This is a genomic window from Ruania suaedae (genome assembly GCF_021049265.1).
Lineage (GTDB): Bacteria > Actinomycetota > Actinomycetes > Actinomycetales > Beutenbergiaceae > Ruania > Ruania suaedae.
Genome location: NZ_CP088018.1, coordinates 331,063 through 357,743, shown reverse-complemented (window position 1 = coordinate 357,743; position 26,681 = coordinate 331,063). Strand labels below are relative to the sequence as shown.

The following is a 26,681-nucleotide window of genomic DNA, read 5'->3' as shown; positions in this document are numbered from 1 at the left end:
TCGACCGGGTGCGCCGGGGCGAGCAGACTATGGCCATGTCGACGCCACCCTCGCCCCAGCCCTATGACGCGCCGGACGGCGGGAGCTACTCCGCTCCGGGAGCGCCCGCCCGAGCCGCGGGGCCGGGCGCGTACGGGTACTCGCCACACCCTCAGGCATCCACGAACCCGCCGGGGCGGATCGCGCTCGCCGCAGGCATCGCGATCGTGGTGCTCGGGCTGGTGCAGCAGGGCATGAGTTACTTCCTCCCGACCCTGGCGGTGTCGCTGGATCTGAGCGTCTCCAGCATGCTGAGCCTGGTGTACGGCCCGTTGAACGTCGTCCTGGGGCTGCTCGCCGTGACAGCGACGATCGCGGGAGCGATCGGTATCCGCCGCGCCGCTGCGCCCCGGCTGGCGGCCGCCGCCGGACTGGCCCTGGGCCTCTCGGCCGCGGCCACCACGCTGCTGTCGCTGCTGATGACCGCGCTCACCGCCGTGATCTGACGACGGCGGAGCCCGCGCCGGGGCAGGCGTCGCGATTCTCCGGCCCGCCCTCCCCCGTTGTCTCAGCATGAGTACCACCTGGCGGATCAGGGCCTGGACGCGGCAGGATTGAGAGCGTTCACACGAACGACCGAGCCGTGGCGTCGTCGCCACCCCGACGCGGCCACGATCGAAGCCGGCGTGACCTCGAGGAGTCTGCGATGACAACGGTGTTCAACGATCCGACCCAGTTCGCCCACGACATGCTCGCCGGCTTCTGTCGGCTGCACGCCGACGCCGTCCAGCCGGTCTCCGGCGGGTGCGTGCGCGCGACCGACACACCCGAGGGCAAGGTGGCCGTGGTGATCGGCGGCGGTTCCGGCCACTACCCGGCCTTCGCCGGGTGGGTGGGACCGGGGATGGCCGACGGCGCCGTGGTCGGGAACATCTTCGCCTCCCCCTCCGCCCAGCAGGTGCACGCCGTGGCCAAGTCCGCCCAGCGTGGCGGCGGGGTCTTCCTCTCGTACGGCAACTACGCCGGGGACGTGCTCAACTTCGACCTCGCTCAGGAGCGACTGAACGCCGAAGGTATCCCGACGCGCACCGTCGTGGTGGCCGACGACGTCACCTCCGCCTCCCCCGAGGAGCGACACAAGCGCCGCGGTACCACCGGTGACCTCGTGGTGTTCAAGATCGCCGGCGCCGCCGCCGAGGCCGGGTACGACCTCGACGGCGTGGTGGACGTGGCCCAGCGGGCCAATGACGCCACCTACTCCTTCGCGGTCGCGTTCGCCGGGTGCACACTGCCGGGCGATGCGGAGCCGCTGTTCACCGTGCCGAAGGGACGCATGGCGGTGGGCATGGGGGTGCATGGCGAGCCGGGCATCGGCGAGCAGGACGTGCTGCCCTCGGCAGACCTGGCGCGGATGCTGGTCGAGAAGCTGCTCGACGAGCGCCCCGAGGGCGCGAGCCGCGCGGCCGTGCTCGTGAATGGTCTCGGCGGCATCAAGTACGAGGAGATGTTCGTCCTCTGGAACGACATCGCCCCGCTGCTGGAGCAGGCCGGCGTGGAGATCGTGGCGCCCGAGGTCGGCGAGCTCATCACCAGCCTGGACATGGCGGGCGTTTCCCTCACCCTGTTCTGGCTGGACGCCGAACTGGAGGACCTCTGGCTCGCCCCCGCACAGACCCCGGCCTTCCGGCGTGGCAGCGCCATCGCCACCACCCGCCGCGACCCGGCCGAGATCGAGGAGGCCGTCGCCACCACCTACGGCCCCGCCTCGCCGCAGTCGCAGGCGAGCGCCCGGGAGCTGGTCGCGATCGGACAGCGGATCACCCAGGCACTGCACGAGCACGAGGCCGAGCTGGGCAAGCTCGACTCGATCGCCGGTGACGGCGACCACGGCCGCGGGATGACCAGCGGAGCCGACGCGGCGCTGGCCGCCCTGGGGGAGGCCGTCAACGCCGGCGCCGGGGTCGCCTCGGCCCTGGCGGCCGCCGGGGACGCCTGGGGCGACCGTGCGGGCGGCACCTCCGGTGCGCTGTGGGGGGCGGGCCTACGGGCCGCGGCCGGTGCGCTCGAGGACTCCTCCGCCGTCACCGGGGCGCAAGTGCGGGCGGCCGTGCGCGCCGGACTGGACCACATCCTGTCCTACGGCAAGGCCGAGCGCGGCGACAAGACGATGCTCGACGCGCTCATCCCGTTCACCGAGGCGCTGGAGCAGGACTCGCGTGACCTCGCGCAGGCCTGGCCGGCCGCGGCCGAGATCGCCACCACCGAGGCGGACGCGACGGCGGACCTCACCCCCCGGATCGGGCGCGCCAGACCGCTGGCCGAACGCAGCGTCGGGCACCCGGACCCCGGGGCGATCTCGCTCGCGCTGGTGGTGCGCACCGCAGCCGGCTGACCGGGTCGACGCGACTCAGGAGTCCTGCTGCTCCACCGGCTCCAGTACGAAGACCGGGATGAGCCGGTCGGTCTTCTCCTGGTACTCGGCGTAGGGGGCGTACACCTGCACCGAGCGCTGCCACCACTCCTCCCGCTCGGCGCCCTCGACCAGCCGTGCCCGGTACAGCGACGGCTCGGGCCCGTCCTGGAGCTGGACCACCGGGTGGGCGAGGAAGTTGTAGTACCAGACCGGGTGTTCCGGGGCCCCGCCCTTGGACGCGACGGCGGCGTAGGCACCGCCGGACTCCACCCGCATCACCGGGTTCTTGCGCAGCTTGCCCGACTGCGCGCCCGTCGAGGTGAGGACCACGATCGGCCACTCGGGGCGGCCCATCAGCGTGTTCGCCTCCTGCCCGCCGCTCGCCTCGTAGGTCTCGACCTGGTCGCGTACCCACGCGCTGGGACTGGGTTCGTACTCGCCGTGAAGTCTCATGGCCCGCACAACCTCAGGCGGGACCACCGCATTCCCGGGCGGTCAGCACGCCGGGAGGCCCGGCGGCACGACAGCACCGTAGAGGCCTCCCCACCCGTCCGGTTCAGCACTCAGGTACTCGTACACGGCGCGTGCCTGCTCACCGGTCAGCTCACCGCACGCTCCGTCACCGACGATGTCCGCCAGTGGCGGCCCCGGCCAGTCAGCGGGCAAATCCGCGCCCACGCGCCCCCAGATCCGCACGGAGGTGACCGCCAGCACCTCGCCGCTGTCGATCGCAGTACCGGCGAGCCGCTCGACCGCGCGCAGTTCTTCCCGCGCTGCCTGCTGGCCCGGGTCGAGCCCGCCGACGTCCTGCCCCCGGTCGAGCGCGTACGCCGCCACCGTCACCGGCTCCGGCTCGCCGTATCGGGTGAGGTACGTCGTCGGTTGATCGGTGATCATCGGGGAGCCGACAGTGACGTCCTCACTCACCGCACGCTCGGCGAGGTCGGTCAGTTGGGTCAGGGCGCACTCCCCCAGGTAGCCGATCTGCCACGCCATCGGACCGTCGTCATAGGGGGAGGGCACAGAGCGTGGCAGCTGCATCGCGGCCAGTGCCTCGGGAGCGGCATCGGCGAGCGAGAGCACCCACCCGTCCTCGTACACCACCCGGGTGAGATCGTAGGGTCCCTGCCCGACGGCGATCGTCAGCAGGGGGTCACGCTCTCCTGGCTCCGTCGGTGGTGGGGTCCCCCGGTCACAGGGCTCGACCGTGACCGGCCCACCGCTGCCGCCGTCGGTGCACCCGGACGACGTGAGCACAGCCACCAGCACGGCGAGGGCGAGAGGTGCATGGCGTCGCAACGGTGCCTCCTGGCGGCTGTGTTGCCCCCACCGTAGGGCGCCGAGGGCCGGACGTCAGTGGAGACAACTCCCCGCGCGCCGGTGCAGACTGAGGTGATGACCGCACCCACTCTCGTCTGGCTGCGCCGTGACCTACGGCTGACCGACAACCCCGCGCTGCGCAGTGCCGTCGACGATGACGCGCCGGTCATCCTCCTGTATGTGCTGGAGGAGGACACGCCCGGGGTACGCCCACTGGGCGGTGCCGCGCGGTGGTGGCTCCACCACAGCCTGGACCAGCTCGCCGGTCGCGTCGGTGACCGAGGTGGCGCGCTGGTGCTGCGGCGCGGGCACGGCCCGGAGCAGGTGCGTGACGTCGTCGCCGCGACCGGAGCCGGGCGGGTGGTGTGGAACCGCCGCTACAGCCACGGGCGCCACGCCGATGCCGAGCTGAAGGAGAGGCTGCGCGAGGACGGCGTGGAGGTGGAGAGCTTCGCCGCGAACCTGCTGAGCGAGCCGTGGACCCTCCGGACCGGTCAGGGCGACCCGTACCAGGTGTTCACGCCGTTCTGGAAGGCATTCCTGGCCGGGCCCGAGCCCCGCGGTCCGCTGCCGGAGACGAGGAAGATCCCGGCCCCCTCCTCGCTCCCGGACTCCGACCGCCTGGCGGACTGGGAGCTGCTGCCCACGAAGCCGGACTGGGCCGGCGGTCTGCGCGAGACGTGGGAACCGGGGGAGCTGGACGCCGCGCGCCGGCTCGAGGACTTCGCCACCGAGGCCCTGGCCGAGTACCACCGCCGCGACGAGCCCGCGGCCCAGGTGACCTCGCTGCTGTCCCCGTCCCTGGCGTTCGGGGAGATCAGCCCGTTCCAGATCTGGGACCGGCTCCACCGGGACCTGCCCGAGGATGCCCGCAGGAACCAGGGCAAGTTCCTCAGCGAGGTCGGCTGGCGGGAGTTCCACCATCACGTGGCCTTCCACGCCGAGGATCTGGCGGAGGTGAACATCCGCCGCCAGTTCGACGAGTTCCCCTGGGGCGACCCGCCCGAGGAGGTCCTGGACCAGTGGCGCTACGGCCGCACCGGCGTCCCGATGGTGGACGCGGGTATGCGCGAGCTCTGGGAGACCGGATCCATGCACAACCGGGTGCGGATGGTCACCGCCTCATTCCTGATCAAGAACCTGCTCGTGGACTGGCGGGTGGGGGAACGGTGGTTCTGGGACACCCTGGTGGACGCCGACGAGGCCAACAACCCGGGCAACTGGCAGTGGGTGGCCGGCTCGGGCGCCGACGCCGCCCCCTATTTCCGGATCTTCAACCCGATCACCCAGGAGAAGAAGTTCGACCCCGACGGCGCCTACATCCGGCGGTGGGTACCGGAGGCAGGCACCGACGACTACCCGGAGCCGGTGGTGGACGTGAAGGAGAGCCGGCGCGCGGCCCTCGACGCCTACCAGGTGATCAAGCAGTCCTGAGCGAGGCGATCGTGACCTCGGTCAGGGCAGCGGCCTGGGCCACGTCCCCGTCCTCACCGATCACCATCACCTGGAAGAAGCCGCCCTCGACCTGAGAGATCACGACGGCGGCCGGCATGCTCATCGTCTCGCCGGTGACGGCCACCGACCGGGCGGTACCGGGAACCGTCACGTCCTCGGGCTCGCTGACGTTCTCGTAGGCGCTGGTGGCGGACTCGACGGTGGCGTCCAGATCGCCCTCCACCGGGATCCACTGCAGCAGCACGCTCGCCGCCAGGCCCTCGCTGGAGGCGAAGGTGCAGGTCTGGGAGCCCATCAACTCCTCGGCCGATCCCTCGCCGACGGCGAAACCGGCCGCCTCGCCGACCTGTTCGGCGGTGACGGCACCGCACGGGTCGAAGTCCTCGGCCGGCACGACGACATCACCCGCGGCGGCCGGTTCCTCCTCAGGGGCCTCCTCCTCGGTGGTCTCTTCCTCAGCAGGCTCTGCCACCTCCTCGGCCGCCGGGCTCTCCTCCTGCACGTCCTCGGTCCCGGTCGCTGCCGGGGCATCGCCCTCAACATCGGACTGGCTGCACGCGGTCAGCGTCAGCAGCATGCCCATCGCGGCCGCAGCGGCAGCCTGACGAACCCGGATCGTGGTGACGGCCTTCAACGGTCTTCTCCCTCGGTGCCGGGACCTCCCCGGCTCTCGGGACGAACCTAGGCCGACCGTCGCGCGGTGACGATGGGCAGCGCTACCCGTGCCCGTGCTACCCGCAGCCGGAGACCGCCGGCGGGAGCGCGCGGAGGCGGAGGTCCTCGCCGGCACTGCCCAGGCCCCGCTCGAGTCCGTACTGCACCGCCTCGTCGGTGACCTCCTCGGCCAGGACCCCGCAGCCCTCCTCGCCGAGTACCTCGGCCGCCGGCGGTCCGGGCCAGGTGGACGCAAGAGTGGCACCGTCGGGGATCTCACCGTCCAGCTGGACGGCCTCGACGGGCACCTCCTCCCCGGTCACCACCAGGTTCACGCGCAGCAGGTCGGTGAGCCCGCGCAGGTCGTCGCGGGCGCGCCGCTGCGACCAGGTCAGGCCGTCGGAGTAGCCCGTGCCGTGCCCGTGCGCCTCGGCGGCCGCCGTCGAGACGCCGTCGTCATAGCGCAGGTAGGTCGTCTCCAGGTCGGGGCGACTGATCCGGCCGAAGTCGGGGTTGCCGAACAGTGCCTGCTCGGCACGCTCGCGCAGCTCGGTCACCACGCAGGGCAAGACGTAGCCACTGCGCCACGGGGTCTGCGCGCCGTCGGTCTCGGCCGGGGTCTCGACGCCCGGGCCCCGAGGCGGGGCGAGGGTGGAACCGCCGTCGGCGTGGACCACGACGCCGTCGGCGTAGACGACGGTGACCAGGTCCCACGGGCTCTCGCCCTCGGCGAGCGTCAGCAAGGGGGAGGACTCACCGGGCGAGGTGCTCGGTGGCGACTCGCCCTCGCACACCAGCGGCTCCTGCTGCTCGACGCCGATCACCGAGCATCCACCGAGGGCGAGTGCCGAGCCGAGAACCGTGGCTGCGGCCGCAGCGCCCCTCCACCGTCCGTGCATATCGGAGAGCCTAGGACAGATCGGCTGCCGTGCGCGCATCGTGCGCGCACGGCAGCCGGCCTCAGTGTCCGAGGCCTCCCGCCATCGTCCGGCGGCGCAGGGCCAGCAGCACCCCGAGGGCGAGCAACAGCAGCGCCACGGCCGCCAGGCCCAGGCTCGCGCCCGTGGCCGGGAGGTCGAGGCCCGGCTCGTCCTCGACGGCGTCGATCACCGTGGTCGGGGCCCACCCGATGAGCTCACCGTCGGCGCCGTACACCGCTAGGCGGTGCTCCCCCAGCGCGACGTCGGCCGGGACCGCGAAGGTGACCGAGGCATCCGCGACCGGCTGTGTGCCGAGCGAGACCGCGTGGGAGAAGAGGTAACCGCTCACCTCACCGGTGACGTCCTGCCCAAGGCCGACGGTGACGTCGTCACCGCGGACGATCGTGGCCGGCACCTCGATGGCGCCGCGTAGCGAGTCGACCAGATCGGACTCGGAGGGGTCGCCGCCCGGCTGCTCGCCCGGGTCGGTCGGGTCCGTCGGATCCGTCGGGTCCGTGGGATCATTCGGGTCCGTCGGATCGGTCGGGTCCGTGGGATCGGTCGGATCCGTCGGGTCCGTGGGATCAGTCGGGTCCGTGGGATCGGTCGGATCAGTCGGGTCCGTCGGATCCGTCGGGTCCGTGGGGTCCGTCGGGTCCGTCTCGTCGGCGGGCCGCAACAGGGTGATCCGATCGAGGCTCAGCTCGCCCCCGTCCTGGCGCATGGCCACCGACGGCGCCCAGTCGGCATAGGCCTCGGCGTCGATCGTGAGATCGAGCAGCCCGCGCCGGACCAGCTCCCACTCCTCGCCCTGCTCGAGCCAGACGGTCAGCTCGCCGTGGTCGACCCGGACGGCGAACCGGTCGCCGGGCTCCCACCCGAGCGGGTAGGGACGGCCCGGGCCGGCGGCGAGGCCATCGTTGCCACCGTCGAGTCGCACGTCGATACCGTGCTCCCCGCGGCTGTGGTTGTACCAGGAGTGCACCCGCTCGTCCGGACCGGCCGTCAGCCCCAGGAACAGGCTGTCCTCCTCCACATCGGAGTCGAGGAACGACTCGGGCTCGACGACGAGGGCGAACTGCTCGCCCACCTCCGCCGGAAGCGCGAGCTGCGTCCACGCCCGGCCGTCGGCCGACGTCGTCAGCAGGCCGGCGTCGGTGTCGACCGACACCTGCGCCGCCGGCTCCGACCCGGCACCGTGGACGGTGTACTCCTCGAGCAGATCCTCGGAGAAGTCGTCCTCCCAGGCGACCTCCCCGTAGGTGTCGTCGTCGAAGGCCTCGGGCGTGGGCAGCGGCAGGTTCTGCGCCGGCTCGTCCTCACCCGGGACCTGCACGCCGTCATCGGTCACCCACTTGGTGCCGTCGTCGTAGCGGGTCACCGTGAAGGAGTCCACCACGTCACCCTCGGCCACCGGGCCGCCCGCACCGCGGGGCGCCACCCAGGTCGCGACCGACTCGTAGGTCAGGGTGTCCTCCTCGACCCGGATCGACTGATACGTCGCCACGTCCTGCACCCGCACCTGCAGGTCGGCGTGGTTCTGCGTCCAGCGGTTGTCCTCGTCCGAGGGAAGGTCGTACATCTTCTCCCCGGCGTTGGAGACCACGTAGACCGGACCGGCGCTGACGCCGTCGATGTCGGTGGTCGAGGAGTTGTGCACACCCCGGCCGTAGGTGTGGTCGTGGCCCTGCAGGACCAGGTCCACGTCGTTGCGCTCGAGCACGGGCACGATGTGCTCGCGGTACATGACCTCATCCCGCAGTCCGCCGCCGGAGACCCCCACCGAGAAGATCGGCTGGTGAGCCAGCACCACCGACCAGTCGTGCGGGTTCTCCTGCAGCACCCGCTCGAGCCAGTGCGCCTGCGCCGTGAACCACGCCTGGCGGTTGACCTCACAGTCGTCGGGCTGGCCCGGCGGCCGGGAGATGGGGCAGATGTCGTCGTGGTTGGCGTTGACGGAGATGTACCGCACACCCTGGTAGTCGGTCACGTACGCCGTGTCCTGCAGCACCTGCGCGAGGTGCTCGCCGTGGGTGGCGGCGTACTCGCGTGCGTCCGAGGGCACCGGCCCGTTCGCGGCGTACTCGAAGCTGTCGGTGAACGCCTCGATGAACGGCTGGCCGCCGATCTCGTGGTTGCCGAGCGTGGTCAGCACCTGCCGGTCGGTGCGCAGCGGCTCGGTGGCATCGAACCAGTCGGTCCACTGCTGGTCGTTCGGTGCGTGGTCGATCAGGTCGCCCGCGTACAGTCCGAGCTCAGCGTCCGGGTGATCGGCCACGGCCGCGTCGATGGCACGCGGGAAGATCGTCGGGATCCCGTTCTGCGCGTCACCGAAGTAGAGGAAGGTGTAGGGCTCGAACGCGTCGGCAGCGGTGGTGAAGCTCAGCCACTCGCTCCAGCGGTCCCCGGAGGCCACCCGGTACTCGTAGGCCGTCTGCGGCGTCAGGTCCGTCAGCAGCGCGCTGTGGCTGCGGGAGGGGTAGCCGCCCACGGAGCGCTCGGGCTTCTGCTCCGCGGCCACGGTCACGGTCTCGCCACCGGCGGCCGGGCGCACCTCGACCGACCCCGCGAGGGGGCCCTGGCTGCGCGAGCGCCACGTCACGTACTGCGAGCTGGACGGATCCTCGCTGGGGTTGAGGACGATGCGCTCGGGGTCCCCGAGGGGGGCATCGGGGTCCGTCCAGCCCTCCGGGGAGAGCGCCACGTCGAACAGGTGCATCAGTCCGCCGTGGTCGGCGCCCGGGAGGGTGACCGCCTCGACGGTCCTGTCCGGGTCCAGCGCAGCCGGCCGGGTGGCGAAGACCCGGAAGGTCCCTCCCCCGATGCCGCCGTTGCTGCTGACCCGGTTACCCACCTCGAAGACGGTGGAGTTACCGCCGCCCGGGCTCTGCGCCCAGTCGGTCATGTGGACCGGCACCTGCTGGGTGGAGCCGTCGGTGTACTCCACGGTCGCCTCACCCTGTGAGGGGCCGTTGGTGGCCAGGCCCAGGAAGGAGATGGTGGCCGCCTGCTGAGGCTCCACCTCGATCCGCTGACCGTGCGGGATCCAATTGTCGGGCTCACCGGGTTCGGCGTCGGGCCAGGTGAAGACCAGGCTCTCGTGCACCGGGTGCTCCAGCTCGGCTCCCGGAGCGGCACCGGAACTCTCCAGACCCGCCCGGGAGAACGCCCAGTTGCTCAGGTCCATCGACCCCATCAGCGCGGCGCCGTGCGGCACGGTGCCGACGTTGTTGCGGGCGTTCGTCCCCTCCGTGTACGAGGGCGGCACGTCGGCCTCGCCGGCGCCCCAGTCGCCCGGGGTGGCGGACATCTCGAAGGTGAGGTCTCCGCCGTCGCGGGCGAAATCCTCCCCGATCCAGGAGGCGGACTGCGGGGCCCCGTTCACGCTCAGCCCGGTGGTGTAGCGAGCACCGTCGGAGACGCCCGGTGCCTCGATCTCGTAGACGCGCTCGGAGCCGGCGCTAGAGATCGTGATGGCGTCGAACATCGGGGCGGTGACGAGCAGGTTCGCGGTGCCGTAGATGGCCGGGTAGAGACCCAGGTGGGAGAAGACGACCCAGGAGCTGAGCGAACCCTGGTCGTCGTTGCCCGGCAGGCCGGCGGGGTCGGTGCCGTACATCTGATCCATGGCCCGGTACAGCACGTCGGTGGTCTCGTGCGGCTTGCCGAGCCAGTGGTAGACCCACGGCGTGCTCAGGGCGGGCTGGTTGGACAGGTAGTTGCCGGTCTGGTCGTAGGCGCCGGCGTCGAGGTCGGCCATCAGACGGTCGAGCACCGCCTCGGAGGCCTGTGCTCCGCCACGCATCTCGATCAGCGATCCGAGGTTGTGCTGCACGTGCCAGTTCCACTGGTGGCCGGTGGACTGGTGGAACTGGTTGCCGCGCTCGGCCAGGTTGAAGCCGCGGTCGAAGCTGTTGCGCGAGCGCGGGCGGATCTCCTGCGTCTCGGGGTCGAAGACCATCCGCCAGTTCTGCGCGCGCGCCATGAAGGTGTCGTGGACCTCGTCCTCACCCAGCCGGGCCGCCAGCTGGGCCACGGAGAAGTCGGTGACGGCGTGATCGAGAACGCGGGAGGTGGCGTCCCCGCCCTTGCCGTTCTCGATCATCCCGGTGGCGAAGTACTGGAACGCCTGGAAGCGTCCGGAGTCGCCCGAGGGCAGGCCCTGGGTGGAGGCGATGGAGTCGAGCACCCACTGGCGGTCGTAATCGGTGGCACCGAAGGCGTCCAGCGTGGCGATGAGGTTCTGGTAGCTGTCCACACCGCGGAACGCCTCCCAGGACCCGCGCTGTCGGACCTGGTCGACGATGGTCCGGGTGAGGTCCTCGGCCACCTCGGGGTAGAGCATCGCGAGCAGCTGAGCGTGGCTGCGCACCATGTCCCAGCCACCCCCGGCGAAAATCTTGTAGTGGTCGCGGCCGTCCTCGACGGTGTGGATCTCGCCGTCCTTGCCGCGGTACTCGCCGGTGACGTCCTGGTGCACGTTGGGGTGCAGGAGCGAGTGGTAGAGCGCGGTGTACAACTGGGTCCGCTGGTCGGCGGTGCCGCCCGCGGCGTCGATGACGCCAAGCGCGTCCTCCCAGGCGGATTGCGCCTGGGTCCGGGTCTGGTCGAAGCTCAGATCGGCGGTCTCGCTCTGCCGGTTCTGCTCGGCGCCCTCGATGCTGACATAGCTGAAGCCGGTGCGCGCGGTCACCTCGGCGCCGTCGGCGAAGGTCAGCCATCCGCCGACCTGGTGCCGGAAGTCGATGCCCTCGTCGCCGCTGAGGCGTTCGGCGGATACACCGTCGGCGGTCATCGTGGCGCCCTCCCAGGTCCCCCACGACTCGAACGGCTGGTCGTAGGTGGTCGAGAAGTGAGCGCGGTAGTGGGTGCCGTCGTCACAGACGTCGGCCCCGTAGGTCCATCCGCTGACGGTCCGGGTCTCCGGATCGATGTCCAGCACCACATCGTGGATGCGGTTGTTCGCACCCGCGGCGTCCAGCACCAGGGTGGCGCTGTCGGCGCCCTCCGGGAAGGCGAACCGGCTGACCGCGGTGCGGGTGGTGGAGGTCAGCTCGGTCAGCACGCCGTTGTCGGTCTCGACCGCGTAGTAACCGGGCTCGGCGACCTCGGCGTCGTGGCTGAAGTCCAGGAAGTAGCTGCGGTGATCCACCGCCGGGCTCACCGGCAGCACGTCCTCGTCCAGGGCGCCGGTGTAGGGCGTCGTCGGGAACTCGTACCCGCCGAAGCGTTCGTGGCAGCCGGTCCCGGAGTAGCGGGTCATCCCGAAGCCGCGGATCTGGTCCGCGGTGTACTCGTAGCCACCCTTCTCCCGCACCAGGTGGTGGGCGTCAGGATCGGTGTTGTACGTCGTCGGGCTGGGCTGGACCATCCCGAACGGCAGCGCGCCGCTGGGGAAGGTGTTGCCGTAGGCGTCGTTGCTCTTGTTCTCGCTCAGATCGAGCTCGGTGCCGATGAACGGGTCGACCGCCTCGAACGGCGTGCGGGTGTCGGCGGACGCCGGCGCTGTGACAGCAGCCGAGCCGAGGCCGGCGAGGAGAGTGGCCGCGAGCGCGGAGGCGAGCAGCCGCGCGCGACGACGCGGCGGACGGACAGGAACTGAGGACATGGGTGAACGAGCTCTCCAACCGGCCGACGCCACTGCCGTTCTTCTGGCATACGTCGGCCCCGAGGACCGGAACGGGACGTTGCACATCCGACCAGCGAGAGGTGAACGGCCTGTGATCGGTGGGCGAACGCCGGGCCGACAGGAGCCGAAGGACCGTGGACGAGCAGATCAGCGGAGCAGTTCGCGCGGCACCAGCTCCGCCCCGCGCACGCCCTCGAGCAGCTGGGCCTCGATACCGTCCCCGCGGCGCAGCACACTGATCGCACCGGAGGGCTCGAAGATGACGGCCGCCACCTCGCCGCGGTGACGGATGCCCGCCTGGCGCAGCCGCGAGGCGAGCTCGTGCTGGACCACGTGGCAACGCTTCATGTTCTCCTCGATGACGCTCGAGCCCGCCATCAGCACCACCGGGGGCACGGCCACGGCGTGGTTGCCCGCACGCGTCACCCGCAGCCGGCCGGCGACGGCCTGCAGCAGGATCAGGGTGGTGAGCGCGAGGATCCCGGCTGCGAGCCGCGGCACCTCCCCCAGGCTGGCGCGGCCGATGATCGCGCCGAAGGCCACCACGGCGGCGAGGTCGTAGCTGGACATCGTGGCGAGCATGCGCTGGCCGAGGATCTTCACCAGCAGCACCATCGCGAGGTACATGCCGACCGTGCCGGCCACCACCGCGAGCGCCTCCGTCGGTGTGATCAGCAACAGCTCGCCCACGTCGGTCCTCTCCCGTTCCTCGCTCGTCCTCGAGGGTAGCGAAGGCGGCGATCAGAGCGAGCGGTGCGTCCACCGGCCGCCGAGCACGGTGCCCAGGACCTCCATGCCCCGCAGCGCCCCGGGCGGCACGGCGAGCGGGTCCTCGGCCACGAGCACCAGGTCGCCCCGGTCACCGGCGCCGACCTCGAGCGCCGCGCCGTCGACGCTCGCAGCCAGGGCCTCGACCACCGTGAGGCCTTGCTCGGGATGCCACGGCTGCCGGCCGTCCCGGCTCCGGGTGACCGCCGCGGCGATGGCGGCCCACGGATCCAGTGGCGCGACGGGGGCGTCGGATCCGAGCCGTAGCCGCGCACCGGCGTCGAGCAGCCCGCGCAGCGCGAACGCCTCACCGGTGCGCCCGGGCCAGTACTCCTCGGCGATGTCGCGATCGTCCATCGCGTGCTCCGGCTGCACGCCGGCGGTGACGCCGAGGCCGGCGAACCGGGGCAGGTCGTCCGGGTGGACCAGCTGGGCGTGCTCGATGCTCGTCGGCAGGCCCACGTCCCCGACGGCGGTCCGTGCGCCGGCGTAGGCGTCCAGCGCCACGGTCACGGCGGCGTCCCCGATCGCGTGCACGGCGGTGCCGAGCCCGGCGCGGCGGGCGCGGACGAGCATCGCGGTGAGGGTCGCCGTGTCGTACTCGAGATGACCGTGCTCCTGATGACCGTGCTCGCCGGCCCCGGGCTCGCTGGCGGCGGCGTAGGCGTGGCGGCAGTACGCCGTCCGGGTGTTGAGGGAGCCGTCGGCGATGATCTTCAGCGGCCCGACCGTCACGAGCCCGTCGGTCCCGGGCAGGGCGTCGCCGCTGCGCAGACCGGCGGCGAGCACGGCGTCGAGACGGTCGGGGTAGAAGCCGGCCCGCACCCGCAGCGACCGCACACCGGCCGCCACCCGCCCGGGCCAGGTGGCGAGGTTGTCGGCCATCTCGAGATCGAGGATGCCGACCACGCCCTGACGCGCGGCGGCGTCGGCGGCCCGGCGCAGGGCGCCCGCATCCTCGCCGTCGGTGCGCTCGTCCAGGCGCCGGGAGGCGGCGAACCACTGTGCCTCGCGGACCACGCCGTCGGGGTCGGGATGAACCTCGAGCCATCGGGCGGCGGGGGTGGACAGCCACGCGCAGTGCAGGTCCCAGGCGATGAGGACGACCCGGCGGCCGGCGGCCGCGTCGTCGATGGCCTCCTGCGTGGGCGGTTCGGGCCAGGTCGCGTCCCGGAACCCGTAGCCCACGATCGCCTCGGTGCCGGGCGCACCCGCCATCGCCGCCCGTACCGTGTGCAGCGCTTCGCCGGCCGAGTCCGCCGCGGTCAGGTCCAGGCGTTCACGGCGCAGCGCCCACTGCCGGAAGTGCACGTGGGAGTCCCACAGGCCCGGCAGCAGGACGGCGCCGTCGGCGTCGATCCGCTCCCCGGCGGATGGCGGCGTGGCGGCGACGGGGGCGATGGCGTCGATACGGCCGGCGCGGACCGAGACGTCCACGAGCTCGCGGCGCCCGGGCCGGCGGACCCGGTGCAGCACGAACGGAGGCGGTTCATTCACCCCGGCACCTTACGAGGTCCCCGCTGACCACAGAGACCGGAATACGTCGGTCTGCGGCATCATGGCGCCGCAGACCACGCCGGCGTGTCGATCGCGCCGGCGGCGGGTGGCAGACTCCTGCCATGCCGATCGTCCAGGCGCAGGCCGAGGTCCCGGTCCCGGCCGCCACCGCCTTCGCCGTCTCCCAGACCACGGGAGCGGCGCGGCTGCGCTGGGACCCGTTCATCCGCCGTCAGTGGTTCCTGGACGGCGCCCCCGAGCCCGGCAAGGGCGTACGCACCGCCACCGTGCACCGCAGCGGACTGCGGATGGTGAGCGAGTACGTCTCCTACGCGCCGCCGCGCAACGTCGGGATGCGGATGGTCACCGGGCCGTGGTTCTTCGAGATGCTGGCCGGCGGCTGGCGGTTCGAGGACATGGGCGAGGGCAGGACCCTGGCCACCTGGAAGTACAGCTTCCGCTGCCGGCCGCGGTGGCTGGCCCCCGTGGCCGAACGGGTCGGGGCCTGGGTGCTCGGCCGGGACGTGCGCCGCCGGCTCGCCGGCTTCGCGGCCGGGTGCGAGGACCCGCAGGTGCTCGACGCCCTCTGAGCCGGTCCGCTCAGAGCGTCTCGAGCTCGTCGTGGGTCGGGGTCGCCGGGCGGTTGGTGCTCGGAGCATCGAGGTAGAAGAAGGCCGTCGAGGCGATGTCGTCGTGGCGCTGCAGATAGCGGCGGCCGTCCTTGCGATCGCTACGCCACCCGAGCGCCTGGATGTCGGCGGTGAGATCGCGCTCGAACCGGATCGGGTCCAGCACGTGCCAGCGGTACATCCCGAACCGTTGCTGGGACTCGTACTGACCGTCCGGCCGGATGATCTGGTGCAGCCCGAGATAGGGGGTGGAGTAGGAGGTGTACCCCTGCCCCGGCACGGAGAAGTCCCACGCCCCACCGAGGTAGTCCTCGGTACCGGTGCCCACGATGGTGGCGAACGGGCCGCCGGGCTCGGTGGAGTCACGGTCGCCGTCGAGGTAGAACTTGATCTCCCCCTCGCCCCACCAGCCGCGCGCGTTCACGCCCCAGGCCAGGTAGGTACCGGCGTAGTGACCGCGGCCCCGCACCTCGTCCAGCAGCACGTGCGTGCGGCCGGTCTCGAGCGGGTTGGAGCGGCACCACTGCGCGTGCAGGCGGCCATCGGCCACCACATCCGGCCCGACGTCGTAGGTCACCTGGTAGTAGACCGTGACCGGCTGCTCGGCGAGGTTCTCCAGGGTGAGCAGCGCGCCGTCCGAGAACGGCATCGGCCAGTAGGAGTTGAACCCACCGTGCGGGTTGACCGCCACCATCTGCGAGGAGAGCTGGGCGAACTGCCCCCAGCCCTGGCCGAAGAAGTCCCCCACCGGCACCTCGATCGCGGGCTCGGCACTGCCGTCCCAGGATGCGCGCAGCAGTAGCCGGCGCCAGCTTCCCGGATCGGTGGTCAGCCAGATGTGGGTGATCCGGCCGGGGCCCGAGAGGTCGGCGAGCACGTGGGTGCCACCGGGTGGGAGGTCCACGCTGGGCGAGATCTTCCACCCCCGGCCGAGATCGGTGGCAAAGCGTGCCCCGGTGCCCTCGGTGGCCCGGCCGCCACCGGCCTTGGCTCCGGTGGGGTTCTCCGGGCTGATCGAGCGGGTGACGGTGGTGCCCAGTGCCGCGATGTCGGGGAGATGCACGGTTCGGATCCTCACGTGTCGGGGCAGCGGCACATCACCGCGATCGACTACTCGATCGTAGGCAGCCTCCGGCGTGCCCGCCAAGGGGGCCTCGCCCCTCACCTCACGGCGTGGGCCCGAGGACTTCCCGCTCGATCCGCTCCAACGCCTTCTCACACGTGCGCTGCTTGATCAAGCCCTCGCGCGCATGCGCGGCGAGCTGGACGCCCAGGGGATGATGCAGCACCTCGATCACACATGGGTTCATCGACATCGCGCCGGAGCCCACCACCCCGACCAGCGCGGTCCGCTCACCCTCCGGGGTCTCGGTCCTCCACTCGTGCGGCTCGCCGAGGGCCAGCCGGAGCCTGTCGAGCACGGTCTCCGGCAGCGGCGAGGACCAGTCGCGGCGGCGCCCGTCGAGCTTGGCCACCCGCGCGCCGGCCCGCGCCCCTGAGGCACCCCCCACCGCACCGGCCGGACCGGCCAGTGATCCGCCGAGCGCTCCGAGTTCGGCGAGTCCGCCGCTCAGCGCGAGCAGCACCTCCTGCTCGGTCAGGATCAGGGTGGGAACAGGGCGAACCATGGACCCACCGTAGACGCTCCTCACCCCACCAGGAAGAAGCCCATCACCCCGGGGTTGTGGGCGTGCACGATGGCGAGGAAGACCACCACGTCGAAGAGCAGATGCACGATCAGCACGTAGGTCAGCGAGCCGGTCTTGGTGAAGATCCACCCCTGCAGCAGCGCGAACGGGGCGGTGAGGAAGGGCCCCCACTCCCGGTAGCCGAGCTCCCACAGGAACGAGACGAAGATCGTCGCCTGCAGCAGGTTCGCCAGCCACACCGGGAAGTGCCGGCGCAGCAGCGCGAAGCAGGTGCAGATGAAGAACAGCTCGTCCCACGTGCCCACGAAGTTCACGCCGATGAAGAACCGCGCCAGCTCACCGGCCTCGGTCACCTCCGGCCAGTTCAGGTAGGTGCCCGAGGTGATGAAGTAGAACGGCAGGATCAACCAGCCGAGCACCGGCACCGCGACGATGTAGCCCTTCTCCACCGGCGTCCACTTCTGCCCGGTGCGCCAGGGGAAGCGGATGGTGTGGCGCTTGTAGACCAGCCGGTCGATCAGCGAGGGCGCCAGGACCGCCGCGATGAGCACGATGCCGATCGTGAAGAACCGGTCCCAGTGCACGTCGGCCTCCACCGAGGTGAGGGTGACGATCGCGATCCCGGCGCCGATGAGGCTCAGGTCCTTGCCGAGCTCGCGTGAGACCCACCAGGCGCCTGCGAGGCTCACCGCCAGCAGCGCGTGCCCCCAGCCGGGAATCATCAGTCCGAACAGCACGAACGCCGAGAGGGCGACGCCGACGGCGGGCAGTAGCGTGGCCATCGAGGGCATCGAGTCCTGGCGGTGCAGGTCGGGCAGGGGCGGCGCGGCAGTCACGCGCTCCAGCATGCCATCACCATCCGCCATCGGTCCGGCTACGAACACGACGTGACGCCTGTTCGCCTGCACCACCTACTCATGGAGACCGGATGAAGACACGCACGAAGGTTCTGATCGGGACGGCCACGGGGGTGCTGGTGCTCGGCGGTACCGGTGCGCTGGTGGGCCCGGGCCTGTACGCGGACTGGGTCAACGCGGGCGCCGACGAGGAGCCCAGCCTGGCCGCGCCGAGCAGCCCGACCACCTCCGGCAACGAGACCAGCGACACCGGCAACACGGCGGAGGCCGAGTCAGAGTCCACTCTGTCCGGACGCTGGACCGTCGCCGACGGCTCCTACGCCGGGTACCGGGTGGACGAGGTGCTCAGCGGAGAGGACATCACGGTCACCGGCCGCACCGAGTCGGTCACCGGCGAGATCACCATCGACGGCGACGACCTCACCGAGGCGGGCCTCGAGGTGGACATGGCCTCGATCGCCACCGACGAATCCCAGCGGGACGCCTACTTCCGCGGAACCGCGCTCGAGACCGACACCTATCCGACGGCGACCTTCGAGCTGACCAGCCCTGTCACCCTGACCGACACCACCGAGGTCGACCTTGAGGGTGAGATGACCATCCACGGCGTCACCCAGGAGGTCACCGTGGACGCCGAGATCGCGACGTCCGAGGACGAGCTCCAGGTGGTGGGCATCGTCCCGATCAGCTTCTCCGACTACGACGTGGTCGCGCCGGACCTCGGGTTCGTCACGGTCGAGGACGAGGGACAGGTCGAGTTCAGTCTCGTGCTCGAGCCGTCCTGATCGCTCAGCTCCGTGGGAGCACCGCCGCCGCGACGACGACGTTGTTGACGATGGTCGCGGTGATGGTTCGCGTGACCGCCTTCGCCGCGGCACCGGCTCCCCAGTTGCCCTCCTTCAGCTCCTCCGCGCGCGCGATCACCGCGGAGGTCCACGGGATGTCGCGGTGGAACTGCGGCAGCGTGCCGCTGCCGTAGACCAGCGCCGCGAGCGCAGCGAGGCGCGGCGTCGGCTCCACGCCGTCGACGAGCACGGCGCGCACCTGCGCGAGCAGTCCGTCCCGGCGACCGTTGTCGCCGCCTTTCAACGCCGTGGCCGGGAACAGTCCGAGCGCCTTGTACGAGCGGCGGACGACATCCCCGCGTTCGACGAGCCGGGCCAGCAGTGGTTCGCGCAACGTCGGTCCGGTCGCGGCGAGGACGGTCTGCACGCCCCGCGCCCGCTCCGCGACGTACTCCCAGCTCGCGCGAAAGAGGCGGTCCGTCGGCGGGTCCTCGGCCACGGCCGCCACGGTCACCGATCCCAACCGCCCGGTGCCGGTCCGCACCTGCCCTGCGAGCCCGAGGTCGGCCAGCACCGCTCCGGCCAGCACGTAGTAGAGGGTCCCCTCACCGGCGATAGTCCCCGAATCGGGCTGGAACAGCAGCAGCAGATCCTCCGCCAGCGTCGGCTCCCCTGCGGCGGCGTCCTCCGACGTCGCGCGCTCAGGACCTGGAACCTCATGCCGTTCAGTCATCTGCGCATCCGTTCTCGTCACGTGACCGTGGTCGAGACCAGTCAAGACCCTGTTCCCGGCACAGGGTCAAGACGCCCGCCCTCTTGACCGTGTCCTGGCCACACGGTGTCCACTACCGCCATGAGCACGAACTCCGGCGCCACCGCCTTTCGCGTCCGCCCCCGCGTCTGGCTGGGCCTGAGCGCATTCATCGCCTACCTCGCGGTCTTCTACGCCATCTGGATCGTCAACGGAATCGACTACGCCCGGGTCGGGGAGAGCGAGGAGACGCTGCTGAGGTGGTACGTGGCGCCCCTCTCGGGTGGTCTCGTCGTCCTGGTGGTCCTCATCTCGATCTTCGGGTGGTGGCGTGCGTCCTTGACGGAGCGGCGACGACTCCCGAGAGCGGGCGTCGTCGTGCCGGTGATCATGGCCGCCGTCGCCGTCGGGAACCTCGCGTTCGGCGAGTTCTCCCGGGTGACCGGCCTCATGTGGATCCTGCTCGTCCTCGGCAGCGTCCTGGTGGGGTTCAACGAGGAGGTGATCGCGCGCGGCCAGCTCTTCGTGGTGCTGCGCAGCCGCTTCGGCGAGGTGGGCGTCTGGCTCCTGTCCACGCTGCTGTTCTCGCTGCTGCACCTGCCCAACTACTTCTTCGGCATCGGCTCGCTCGCGTTCCTCCAGGTCGTCATCCAGTTCGGCCTGGGATCGGTCTACTACCTGGCGTTCCGCTCGACGGGGTCCCTGGTCCCGGCGATGCTGCTGCATGGCCTGTGGGACTTCTCGACGTTCTCCTCGAGCCTCCCCTACGCCGGTCTGGTGGCCCCGTTCCTCGGGATCGCCGGCGTGACGGTCACCGTGGTCCTACTGGCGAAGGAGCGACGGCGGGAGGCGAGCCCGAGCACCGGTGCGGCCGTGGATCGCGGGCCGCTCCCGGCGCCGCGATGAGCCCGGCGGCGGATCAGGCCATCGCCTCGGCGACGATCTCCGCCGCCCGCACCCGCTCGCTGACGCCGTCGGCGTGCAGCGCCACCATCAGCTCGTCCGCGTCGGCATGCGAAGCGAAGGAGCGCAGGTACTCGGCCACCTCGCCCTTCGTGCCGACGGCGGTGTAGCGCATCATCTCCAGCAGCTGCCGGCCCTGCGGTGAGGCGAGCACCATGTCGGCCTCTTCATCGGTGACGGTGCGCCCCGGCGGCAGCAGCAGGCCCACGCGGCGGCGCTGCGCCGTCAGGAGCTGATCGGCCGCCTCGGCCGAGGAGTCGGCGGCCACCACCCCGACGGCGGCGATCACATACGGCTCGGCCAGCTGCTCCGACGGCGTGAACTCCGCCCGATAGGTGGCCACCGCCTGCTCCAGCGCCGCCGGGGCGAAGTGCGAGGCGAAGGCGTACGGCAGACCGAGACCGGCCGCGAGCTGGGCCCCGAACAGCGACGAACCGAGGATGTACAGCGGCACCTCGGTGCCGTGCCCGGGGTAAGCGTTCACGCCCTCGATCGTGGTGCGCCCGCGCAGGTACCCGTTCAGCTCGGCCACGTCCGCCGGGAACGTCTCCGCCGCGCGCGCGTCCCGCCGCAGGGCGTGCATGGTGTTCTGGTCGGTCCCAGGTGCTCGCCCCAGGCCCAGGTCGATGCGGCCCGGGTGCAGGGTGGCGAGGGTGCCGAACTGCTCGGCGATCACCAGCGGCGCGTGATTGGGCAGCATCACCCCGCCCGCGCCGAGCCGGATCGAGCGCGTGTGGGCCGCCACGTGCGCGATCAGCACGCTCGTGGCCGAGGAGGCGATGGCCGGGTTGTTGTGGTGCTCGGCGTACCAGACGCGCGCGTACCCGGCCTGCTCGGCCGCCCGGGCCAGGGCCACCGTGCCCTCCAGGCTCTCCCGGGTGGTCTGCTCCCGTCCGACGACGGCGAGGTCCAGCAACGACAGAACCGGTGACATGCGTAGCCCTTCTGTGACGACCGGCGGGTGATCACCCGCCACCGTGGCCAACCATCACCCCGGGAGGGAGATTCCCGGCGTCGTCAGGACCAGGGGCGCTGACCCCAGAAACCGCCCTCGGTGAAGAGCTCGTCCACGCACTCGGTCAGCAGCCCGGTCTCGAACAGCAGGTCCAGCAGGGTGTAGCGGCTGCGGATGGCCTGGGCGCGCAGGTAGGTCGCCCGGAATCGGTCCCGGTCCACCCGGATCTGCGCCGGATGCGTCACCGCCCCCACCACCTCCAGGATGTGCTCGATCTCGGCGGCGGGCAGCAGCTGCTCGCGCACCCGCTCGGCGATGCGCGGCCACGTCTGCCGCACCAGGGTCAGCCGCTCCCGTAGCTGCTCCGGAGTCAGGTGCTTGGCCTTGCTCTGGGCAACGGTCGCCTCGACCAGGTCGCCGGGGAAGGTGGCCCGGATCTGCGCCTCGCGCTCCGCCCAGCTGGGCCAGCCGGCCACGACGGCCTCGATGTCGACCGCGCTCAGGTCGCGCCGGAGCACCACCTCGTACAGGGCGCACAGGGAGATGGTCCCGAGCCCGACCTTCATCCCGTGCGAGAGCGGCGGCTCGTCGTCCATGCCGAGCTTCTCCATCTCCCACAGGTGGGAGAACTGGTGCCCGGCACCGGAGGCGGGCCGGGAGGACTGGTAGGCCTGCATGCTCAGCCCGGACATGATCAGGCCCTCGGTGAGGCCGGAGATCGCGTCCGGTTCGCCGTCGCGCAGGCCTTCGGGATTGCTCAGCGAGGCGCGCAGCGGTCCTTGGACGAGGTCCCACACACTGGTGTCGATCGGTTCGATCCCCAGCTCGTCGGCGATGATCCAGTCGGCGCCGGCGGGCACCTTCTCGATCAGGTCGCCCACCCCGGTGGCGGTCAGTCGCGCCGGCGCCGCGGCGAGGACGCGGTGGTCGGCCACCAGACCGGCCGGCGCCGGGCAGAAGATGGTCTGCTTGAAACCGTCCTTGGTGATCGAGGAGCCATAGGCGGTGTACCCGTCCATCGAGGCAGCGGTGGCCACGTTCAGGTACTCGCGCTCCAGCTCACCCGAAGCCAGCTTGGTGAGGTCGTTCAGGGTGCCCGAGGCGATGGAGACCGCGATCGCGTCCAGCGGGCGCAGGTGCTCGCGCAGGGTCTCCACGTTCTCGTAGCTGGCGTACAGGGTGGGCACGCCGGGGAAGACGAACGGCTCGGCGAGCGGCACACCGGCCACCGTCAGGGAGGCCGTCACCTGCTCACCCGCCACGGCCCAGGTGTTCTCGTCGGCGACCACGATCGCCATCCGGGTGCCGAACAGCTCGGTGTACACATCGCCGGTGCGCGTGAGCACGTCCGTGCCGATCGCGATGGCGCGGGTGTCGGTGGCGTCGGCGAGGGCGGTCTCGATCAGGCTCATCGTTCTCCTTGGTCAGCGAGCGCGTGCATCGGGCCGCGCAGCAGCGGGTAGGTCTGGGTGTAGGCGTCCACAAAGGGCCGGTAGGCCTCGTGGCGTCCGGGATCGGGGTCGAGCACGACGGCGGTGCGCACCATGGCAGCGGCGGCCTCGCTCACGCTCGGGTACAGGCCTGCGCCGGTGGCCGCGAGGATCGCCGAGCCGAGCACGACGGCGTCGGGCACCTCGGTCAGCTCGATCGGGATGCCGGTGACATCGGCGTGCCGCTGGATGAAGTCCCGGCTCCGGGTGGCGCCGCCGCAGGCCACCATCCGCTCCACCGGCGAGCCCGCGGCAGAGAGCACGCGCAGGTTGTGGGCGGTGCCGTAGCAGATGGCCTCCTGGATGGCCCGGTACACGTGCTCGCGGGTGTGGCCCAGACTCAGTCCCCACAGGCTGCCGCGGGCGCGGGCGTCGGTGTAGGGCGTGCGGTTGCCCTGGAAGTACTCGTTCATCACCAGGCCGTCGGCGCCGGGCGGCAGGTGGGCCGAGCGTGCGTTGAGGAGGTCGAATGCGCTCTGGGTCGTTCGCTTCTCCGCTTCGGCGACCACGTCGCGGGCGAAGTTCTCCACGAACCACCGCAGCACCGAGCCGGTGGAGGCCTGGCCGGCCTCGACCGTGTACTGCCCGGGCAGCACGGCGTCGGTGTAGGCGCCGAAGAAGCCGGCGCCGCTGACGGCGGCGTGGGTCTGCCCGGTGAGCACGTGCGAGGACCCGGTGATCAGCGCCATCCGGCCCGGGGCGAGCACATCGAGGCCGATCTGCCCGGCCCAGGCGTCCCCGCAGCCCTGCGCCACCGGGGTGCCTGCGACCAGTCCGAGCTCGGTGGCCGCCGCGTGGGTGAGGCCGCCGACCGGCGCCCCCAGGTCGAGCACCTGCTCGGGCACCTTGGCCAGCGCGGCACCGGCGCCGACGTGCTGGTAGAAGTCGGCCGGCCAGCCGCCGGTGTCGCGGTTGTGGAACATCCGCAGGGCGGCGGTGTTGATGTTCTGCGTCCAGGTCCCCGTCAGCCGGTGGGTGAGCCAGTCGGCGGCATCCACCAGCCGGTCGGTGCGGGCGAACAGCTCCGGCTCGTGCTCGGCGAGCCAGGCCGCCTTGAAGGGGAACCACTCGGCGCTGGCGGGGGCTGCGCCGTCGCCGATGTAGCGCAGGGCGCTCGAGGAGGAGGTGGCCGCGCGGGCGGCCTGGTCCACCGCGCGCACGTCCATCCACAGCAGCGCGTCGGCCAGATGCTCGCCGGTGGCCGCCATCGGGACCACGGTCATCGTCGTGGCGGCGTACCCGACCCCGGCGACCTGCTGTGCGCTGGTCCCGGTCTGCGCCAGCACCTCACCGACGGCGGCCCGCAGGCCGGTCCACCAGTCGCCGGGATCCTGGGTGGCCCAACCCGGGTGCGGGTGGCGCGTGGCGTGCCGCCGGCTCGCCACGCCGCGCACGCTGCCGTCCGGATCGACGACGGCCACGCGCACGCTCTCGGTGCCGACGTCGATGCCGAGCAGGCAGGTGCTCATGTGCTCAGTCGGTCCAGCCGAGCTCGGCGCGCAGCGGCGCCGGGATCAGGTGGTCGACGCGCTCGAGGATGAAGGTGGGCTGGTTCGCCGCCGGCAGCGCCTCGGCCTCGGCGCGGGTGGAATCGCCGGTGAGCACGAGCGTGGAGGACATCTGCGTGTTGACCGCCATCTGGATGTCGGTGCCGAGCCGGTCGCCGATCATCATGGCCCGGCGGGGGTCGACGTCCACGCCCGCGAGCGCCGCGGTGAGCATGTCCGGATCGGGTTTGCCGACGTTCTTGGCCAGCGTGGCGCCCGTGCAGGCCTCGATCGCGGCCACGATGGCGGCGGCGTCGGGCTCACCGCGACCGCCCGGGAAGGGGCAGTAACGGTCCGGGTTGGTGGTGACGAGGATCGCGCGCTGGTGGAACCAGATGGCGTCGAAGGCGATCTGCAACTTGCGGTACTCGAAGGCCCGGTCGTAGCTGGCGATGACGATGTCGATCTCGGCCGGATCCTCGCTCATCGCGATACCGGCCTCGGCGAGGGCCCGGACCAGCGGTTCCTCGGCGATCGGGTAGACCGTCTTGCCCGGGTGGTGCTCGAGCAGCCAGCGCACCATCACCACCACGGTGTTGGCGATCTCGTCCACCGGGGTGGGCAGGCCGAGGCGGTCCAGCTTCTCGGCGTACTGGGCCGGGTCCTTGGTGGGGTTGTTGGACAGGAACCGGACCGGGATCTCCCGGCGGCGCAGCTCGCGCACCAGGCGCTCGGCGCCCGGGAGGAACTCCTCGCCGAGGTAGATCGTGCCGTCGAGGTCGAAGACGTAGGCGTCGTAGAGCCGCTCGGGCAGGTCAGGCACGCTCAGCCCTCGGGCTCGTAGGAGCAGATGGCGTCCACCTTCTGCTTCGAGGGTGAGGTCGGATCGAAGACGTGCTCCAGCCATTCCCCGGCGAGCTTGCGAGCGAGCTCGAGGCCGATCACGCGCTGGCCGAAGGTGAGGACCTGGGCGTTGTTGGACTTGACCAGGCGCTCCACCGAGAAGCTGTCGTGCGCGACGGAGGCGCGGATGCCGGGCACCTTGTTGGCCGCGATCGCCACCCCCATCCCGGTGCCGCAGATCAGCAGGGCCCGGTCGGCCTCGCCGGCGGCGACCTTGCGGGCGGCGTCGACCGCGACATGCGGGTAGTCGACGTCCTCGCCGGATCCCACGCCGACATCGACGACCGAGTCGACCCGGTCGTCGGCCTCGAAGTCGGCCTTGATCTTCTCCTTGTAGTCGTACCCGGCGCTGTCAGCGCCGACGATGATGCGAAGTCCCATGATCTCCCTGCTTCCCGGCGCTCGGCGGCGCCGTCGACTGTGACCAGATTATCAAGCGCAGTGCAGAAAACTCCATAGTTTGTGAGAAGGGCTACGACGGGCTGGCGAGGCTCTCCGCCACCTCCACGGTGACACCTGCCCCTCGCAGGCGCTCCAGCACCTCGGGGTCGGTGCCGGCGTCGGTGATCACGGTGTCGAATGCCGTCAGCGGGGCCACCTCGTGCAGGGCGCGGCGGCGGAACTTGGTGTGGTCGACGAGCGCGACGCTGCGGGCCGAGGCGCGCATCATCGCCTTCTTCACCGCGGCGACCTCGGCGTAGGGGTGGTACGTCACGCCGTCGGTGATACCGGAGACCGAGACCATGCACACATCGGCAGCCAGGGAGGCGACCACCGTGGCGGTGACCGGGCCCAGCAGCGCCTCCGCCCAGGCCTCGTACTCGCCCCCGGTGAGCACCAGGCGCATGCCGGCGCCGGCCCGGACCTCCTCGGCCACCAGGAGCGAGTTGGTCACCACGGTCAGCGGGGCGCGAGCGGCCAGGGCGCGGGCGGTGAGCACGCCGGTGGTGGAGTCGTCCAGCATCACCGCGCTGCCGCGCGGCACCGAGGCCGCGGCATGGCGGGCGATGGCGAGCTTGGCCGGCTCCTGCTGCCCGAGGCGGAAGCGAGCCGGGGCCTCCTGCAGGTTCGAGCCGGCCGCCGTGACGACCCCGCGCTGGCGCACGATCATGCCGAGGGACTCCAGGTCGGCCAGGTCGCGGTAGATCGTCACGGTGGAGACGCCGAAGGTGGCGCCGAGCTCGTCGATGGTGACCGAGCCGTCGCGCTGGACCAGGTCGACGATCCGGTTCCGGCGCCGGGCACTCACCTCCGCGGGAGCGCGGCCCTTGCGAGCACCGGCGCTGCGCTGCACACCCGCCACCACGCCTCCCGAAGGCCGAACGATCGTCCACCGCGAGCCTACGCGCTGACCGCACGGACACGCATACGTCGGTCTGCGGACGGATGCTGCCGCAGACCGACGCAGCCGTGCCGTTCCGGTCGCCGGGCGGGCCGGTGGCGCCGTAGGGTCGAGCACACCGGTTCGTGCGCGGACCTCCGACCACCGTGCACGTTTGTGTGAACCGTTTGCACATCAGTGCGGGACCGCGCCACGATCGGAGCGTCAGTCCAGACCTCGGAGCCCACAGGAGATG

Annotated in this window: 23 protein-coding genes; 6 read left to right on the top strand and 17 right to left on the bottom strand. The window is 71.5% G+C overall.

The features are described from left to right. The first annotated feature begins 35 nt into the window (after positions 1-35). On the top strand, positions 36-485 hold the full coding sequence (locus LQF12_RS01545) for a hypothetical protein (RefSeq protein ID WP_231054254.1): 450 nt from the start codon (positions 36-38) through the stop codon (positions 483-485). Between the two features lie 200 nt (positions 486-685). Beyond that, positions 686-2,371, top strand: coding sequence for a dihydroxyacetone kinase family protein (locus LQF12_RS01540; RefSeq protein WP_231054253.1), 1,686 nt, complete (start codon positions 686-688; stop codon positions 2,369-2,371). A 15-nt stretch (positions 2,372-2,386) separates the two neighbouring features. Here the strand turns inward: LQF12_RS01540 and LQF12_RS01535 are convergent, their stop codons facing one another. Beyond that, positions 2,387-2,845, bottom strand: coding sequence for a nitroreductase family deazaflavin-dependent oxidoreductase (locus LQF12_RS01535; RefSeq protein ID WP_231054252.1), 459 nt, complete (start codon positions 2,843-2,845; stop codon positions 2,387-2,389). A 42-nt stretch (positions 2,846-2,887) separates the two neighbouring features. Beyond that, complete coding sequence (locus tag LQF12_RS01530; RefSeq protein WP_231054251.1) at positions 2,888-3,691, bottom strand: hypothetical protein; 804 nt, start codon at positions 3,689-3,691, stop codon at positions 2,888-2,890. A gap of 96 nt (positions 3,692-3,787) precedes the next feature. Between LQF12_RS01530 and LQF12_RS01525 the strand changes: the two genes are divergently transcribed. Further along, positions 3,788-5,146 carry a cryptochrome/photolyase family protein gene (locus LQF12_RS01525; RefSeq protein WP_231054250.1) on the top strand — a complete coding sequence of 453 codons (1,359 nt, stop codon included), beginning with the start codon at positions 3,788-3,790 and terminating at the stop codon, positions 5,144-5,146. On the opposite strand, the gene LQF12_RS01520 is transcribed toward LQF12_RS01525, so the two are convergent. From LQF12_RS01520 to LQF12_RS01500, 5 genes are all read right to left on the bottom strand, one after another. Then, positions 5,133-5,801 carry a hypothetical protein gene (locus LQF12_RS01520; RefSeq protein ID WP_231054249.1) on the bottom strand — a complete coding sequence of 223 codons (669 nt, stop codon included), beginning with the start codon at positions 5,799-5,801 and terminating at the stop codon, positions 5,133-5,135. The genes LQF12_RS01525 and LQF12_RS01520 overlap by 14 nt on opposite strands. 97 nt (positions 5,802-5,898) lie before the next feature. Then, entirely contained in the window at positions 5,899-6,720 is an 822-nt protein-coding gene (locus tag LQF12_RS01515; protein ID WP_231054248.1) for a hypothetical protein, read from the bottom strand. 61 nt (positions 6,721-6,781) lie between these two features. Further along, positions 6,782-12,349: a GH92 family glycosyl hydrolase gene (locus LQF12_RS01510; protein ID WP_231054247.1), complete on the bottom strand. Its 5,568-nt coding sequence runs from the start codon at positions 12,347-12,349 to the stop codon at positions 6,782-6,784. A 168-nt stretch (positions 12,350-12,517) separates the two neighbouring features. Continuing rightward, positions 12,518-13,060, bottom strand: a complete 543-nt coding sequence (locus tag LQF12_RS01505; protein WP_231054246.1) for a DUF421 domain-containing protein — start codon at positions 13,058-13,060, stop codon at positions 12,518-12,520. Positions 13,061-13,111: 51 nt separating this feature from the next. Next, complete coding sequence (locus tag LQF12_RS01500) at positions 13,112-14,635, bottom strand: amidohydrolase (protein WP_231054245.1); 1,524 nt, start codon at positions 14,633-14,635, stop codon at positions 13,112-13,114. A 122-nt stretch (positions 14,636-14,757) separates the two neighbouring features. Between LQF12_RS01500 and LQF12_RS01495 the strand changes: the two genes are divergently transcribed. Next, positions 14,758-15,225, top strand: coding sequence for a type II toxin-antitoxin system RatA family toxin (locus tag LQF12_RS01495; RefSeq protein ID WP_231054244.1), 468 nt, complete (start codon positions 14,758-14,760; stop codon positions 15,223-15,225). Positions 15,226-15,235: 10 nt separating this feature from the next. Here LQF12_RS01495 and LQF12_RS01490 read toward each other — a convergent pair whose 3' ends face one another. From LQF12_RS01490 to LQF12_RS01480, 3 genes are all read right to left on the bottom strand, one after another. Further along, positions 15,236-16,327 (bottom strand): glycoside hydrolase family 172 protein, encoded by a 1,092-nt coding sequence (locus LQF12_RS01490; RefSeq protein ID WP_231054243.1) that lies wholly within the window; start codon positions 16,325-16,327, stop codon positions 15,236-15,238. Positions 16,328-16,430: 103 nt separating this feature from the next. After that, positions 16,431-16,892 (bottom strand): hypothetical protein, encoded by a 462-nt coding sequence (locus tag LQF12_RS01485; RefSeq protein WP_231054242.1) that lies wholly within the window; start codon positions 16,890-16,892, stop codon positions 16,431-16,433. Between the two features lie 20 nt (positions 16,893-16,912). Beyond that, the gene (locus LQF12_RS01480; protein WP_435531203.1) at positions 16,913-17,761 is read right to left on the bottom strand and encodes a CPBP family intramembrane glutamic endopeptidase; all 849 of its coding nucleotides are present in this window, start codon (positions 17,759-17,761) and stop codon (positions 16,913-16,915) included. 80 nt (positions 17,762-17,841) lie between these two features. Between LQF12_RS01480 and LQF12_RS01475 the strand changes: the two genes are divergently transcribed. Further along, entirely contained in the window at positions 17,842-18,555 is a 714-nt protein-coding gene (locus LQF12_RS01475; protein ID WP_231054241.1) for a YceI family protein, read from the top strand. Between the two features lie 4 nt (positions 18,556-18,559). Here LQF12_RS01475 and LQF12_RS01470 read toward each other — a convergent pair whose 3' ends face one another. After that, positions 18,560-19,288: a GOLPH3/VPS74 family protein gene (locus LQF12_RS01470; RefSeq protein WP_231054240.1), complete on the bottom strand. Its 729-nt coding sequence runs from the start codon at positions 19,286-19,288 to the stop codon at positions 18,560-18,562. Positions 19,289-19,408: 120 nt separating this feature from the next. Here LQF12_RS01470 and LQF12_RS01465 point away from each other — a divergent pair, with 120 nt between their 5' ends. Next, entirely contained in the window at positions 19,409-20,212 is an 804-nt protein-coding gene (locus LQF12_RS01465) for a CPBP family intramembrane glutamic endopeptidase (protein ID WP_231054239.1), read from the top strand. 13 nt (positions 20,213-20,225) lie between these two features. Here LQF12_RS01465 and LQF12_RS01460 read toward each other — a convergent pair whose 3' ends face one another. The 6 genes from LQF12_RS01460 to LQF12_RS01435 form a co-directional block, all read right to left on the bottom strand. Continuing rightward, the gene (locus tag LQF12_RS01460; RefSeq protein ID WP_231054238.1) at positions 20,226-21,203 is read right to left on the bottom strand and encodes an LLM class flavin-dependent oxidoreductase; all 978 of its coding nucleotides are present in this window, start codon (positions 21,201-21,203) and stop codon (positions 20,226-20,228) included. An 83-nt stretch (positions 21,204-21,286) separates the two neighbouring features. After that, complete coding sequence (locus tag LQF12_RS01455) at positions 21,287-22,636, bottom strand: sn-glycerol-1-phosphate dehydrogenase (RefSeq protein WP_231054237.1); 1,350 nt, start codon at positions 22,634-22,636, stop codon at positions 21,287-21,289. Next, positions 22,633-24,183 carry an FGGY-family carbohydrate kinase gene (locus LQF12_RS01450; RefSeq protein WP_231054236.1) on the bottom strand — a complete coding sequence of 517 codons (1,551 nt, stop codon included), beginning with the start codon at positions 24,181-24,183 and terminating at the stop codon, positions 22,633-22,635. Before LQF12_RS01450 ends, LQF12_RS01455 begins: the two co-directional genes overlap by 4 nt. A 4-nt stretch (positions 24,184-24,187) precedes the next feature. Next, the gene (locus LQF12_RS01445; protein WP_231054235.1) at positions 24,188-25,024 is read right to left on the bottom strand and encodes an HAD-IIA family hydrolase; all 837 of its coding nucleotides are present in this window, start codon (positions 25,022-25,024) and stop codon (positions 24,188-24,190) included. 2 nt (positions 25,025-25,026) lie between these two features. Further along, on the bottom strand, positions 25,027-25,485 hold the full coding sequence (locus LQF12_RS01440; RefSeq protein ID WP_231054234.1) for a ribose-5-phosphate isomerase: 459 nt from the start codon (positions 25,483-25,485) through the stop codon (positions 25,027-25,029). A gap of 91 nt (positions 25,486-25,576) precedes the next feature. After that, positions 25,577-26,407, bottom strand: a complete 831-nt coding sequence (locus tag LQF12_RS01435; protein WP_231054233.1) for a DeoR/GlpR family DNA-binding transcription regulator — start codon at positions 26,405-26,407, stop codon at positions 25,577-25,579. Positions 26,408-26,681 lie beyond the last annotated feature (274 nt).